The sequence below is a fragment of the Oleiphilus sp. HI0125 genome, assembly GCF_001635355.1.
The window spans coordinates 1-941 of the sequence record NZ_LWGF01000291.1 but is presented as its reverse complement, the minus strand read 5'-3'; the positions used below and the strand labels follow the sequence as shown (position 1 = coordinate 941).

The 941-nt window shown below is 47.8% G+C and carries 3 protein-coding genes; all 3 read right to left on the bottom strand.

Annotated features, from left to right (window positions below):
* Positions 1-446, bottom strand: a 446-nt coding sequence (locus A3762_RS28235; RefSeq protein WP_231878724.1) for a phosphotransferase family protein, incomplete at its 3' end; no start/stop codon positions are given.
* Positions 447-457: 11 nt separating this feature from the next.
* The gene (locus A3762_RS28230; RefSeq protein WP_231878723.1) at positions 458-688 is read right to left on the bottom strand and encodes a phosphotransferase family protein; all 231 of its coding nucleotides are present in this window, start codon (positions 686-688) and stop codon (positions 458-460) included.
* Between the two features lie 9 nt (positions 689-697).
* The coding region (locus A3762_RS04050) for an acyl-CoA dehydrogenase family protein (protein WP_255375026.1) at positions 698-941 on the bottom strand (244 nt) is incomplete at its 5' end.

Below are 941 nucleotides of genomic sequence, written 5' to 3'. Positions count from 1 at the left end.
GAAAGCTCCCAATCAAGCACCGCTATTACACGGACTTCATCCGGAGCAAACATCATGTTGTCGAGACGGTAATCGCCATGCACAAGCGACACACGACCATCATCCTCTGGAATATGGCTCTCGAGCCATTCAATCAGCTGATCCATTGCCGGAATTTTTTGTGTTTCTGAATCACGATATTGCTTGGTCCAGCGCGATAATTGGCGCTCGAAGTAGTTCCCCGGTTTGCCATAATCACCTAAGCCAACCGCTTCAACATCGACTGAATGTATCGCTGCGAGCACTTTGCCCATTTGCGAATACGCGTGTGTGCGTTCTTCGTTAGATGCCAGTTTTGGTAATGCAGCATCCCAAAAAATGCGCCCCTCACAATATTCCATCACATAGAACATCGAGCCAATCACTTCGCGATCTTCACACAGGTGATACATCTTAGGCGTCGGCACATCCGTATTTTCTAGCGCTTTATAAACACGATACTCACGTCTACAGCATGTGCTGACTTCAGCAATTTACCCGGTGGCTGGCGACGCAATACATACTCGCCACTCGCCGCACTCAATTTAAAGGTTGGATTAGATTGACCACCTGAGAATTTCTCTGCGCTTTTTAAGCCATGGAAACTCTCGATATGCTCACTCAAATAGCGATCAAGAAGCTCAATATCTAAACTATCGACGTCTGACATGCTCGCCTCCTATTTCTTTGCCAGCATGGCGTAGCCAGAGGCTAAGCCGCGACCAAGCTGCATCATGTGCACTTCGTCCGGACCATCAGCCAATCTAATTACACGCGCCATTTGATAGGCTTGTGGCAAGAAGGTGTCTTGGCTTAAACCCATTGCACCGTGGATTTGCATAGAGCGATCAATCACCGTGCAGGCCATTTGAGGTGCAACAATCTTGATCATTGAAATAAGCGCCTTAGCACCTTTATTCCCA

Excerpts from the sequence above, each read along its gene's own strand:
- A3762_RS28230 (WP_231878723.1), bottom strand. The coding sequence starts at position 688 with ATGTCAGACGTCGATAGTTTAGATATTGAGCTTCTTGATCGCTATTTG.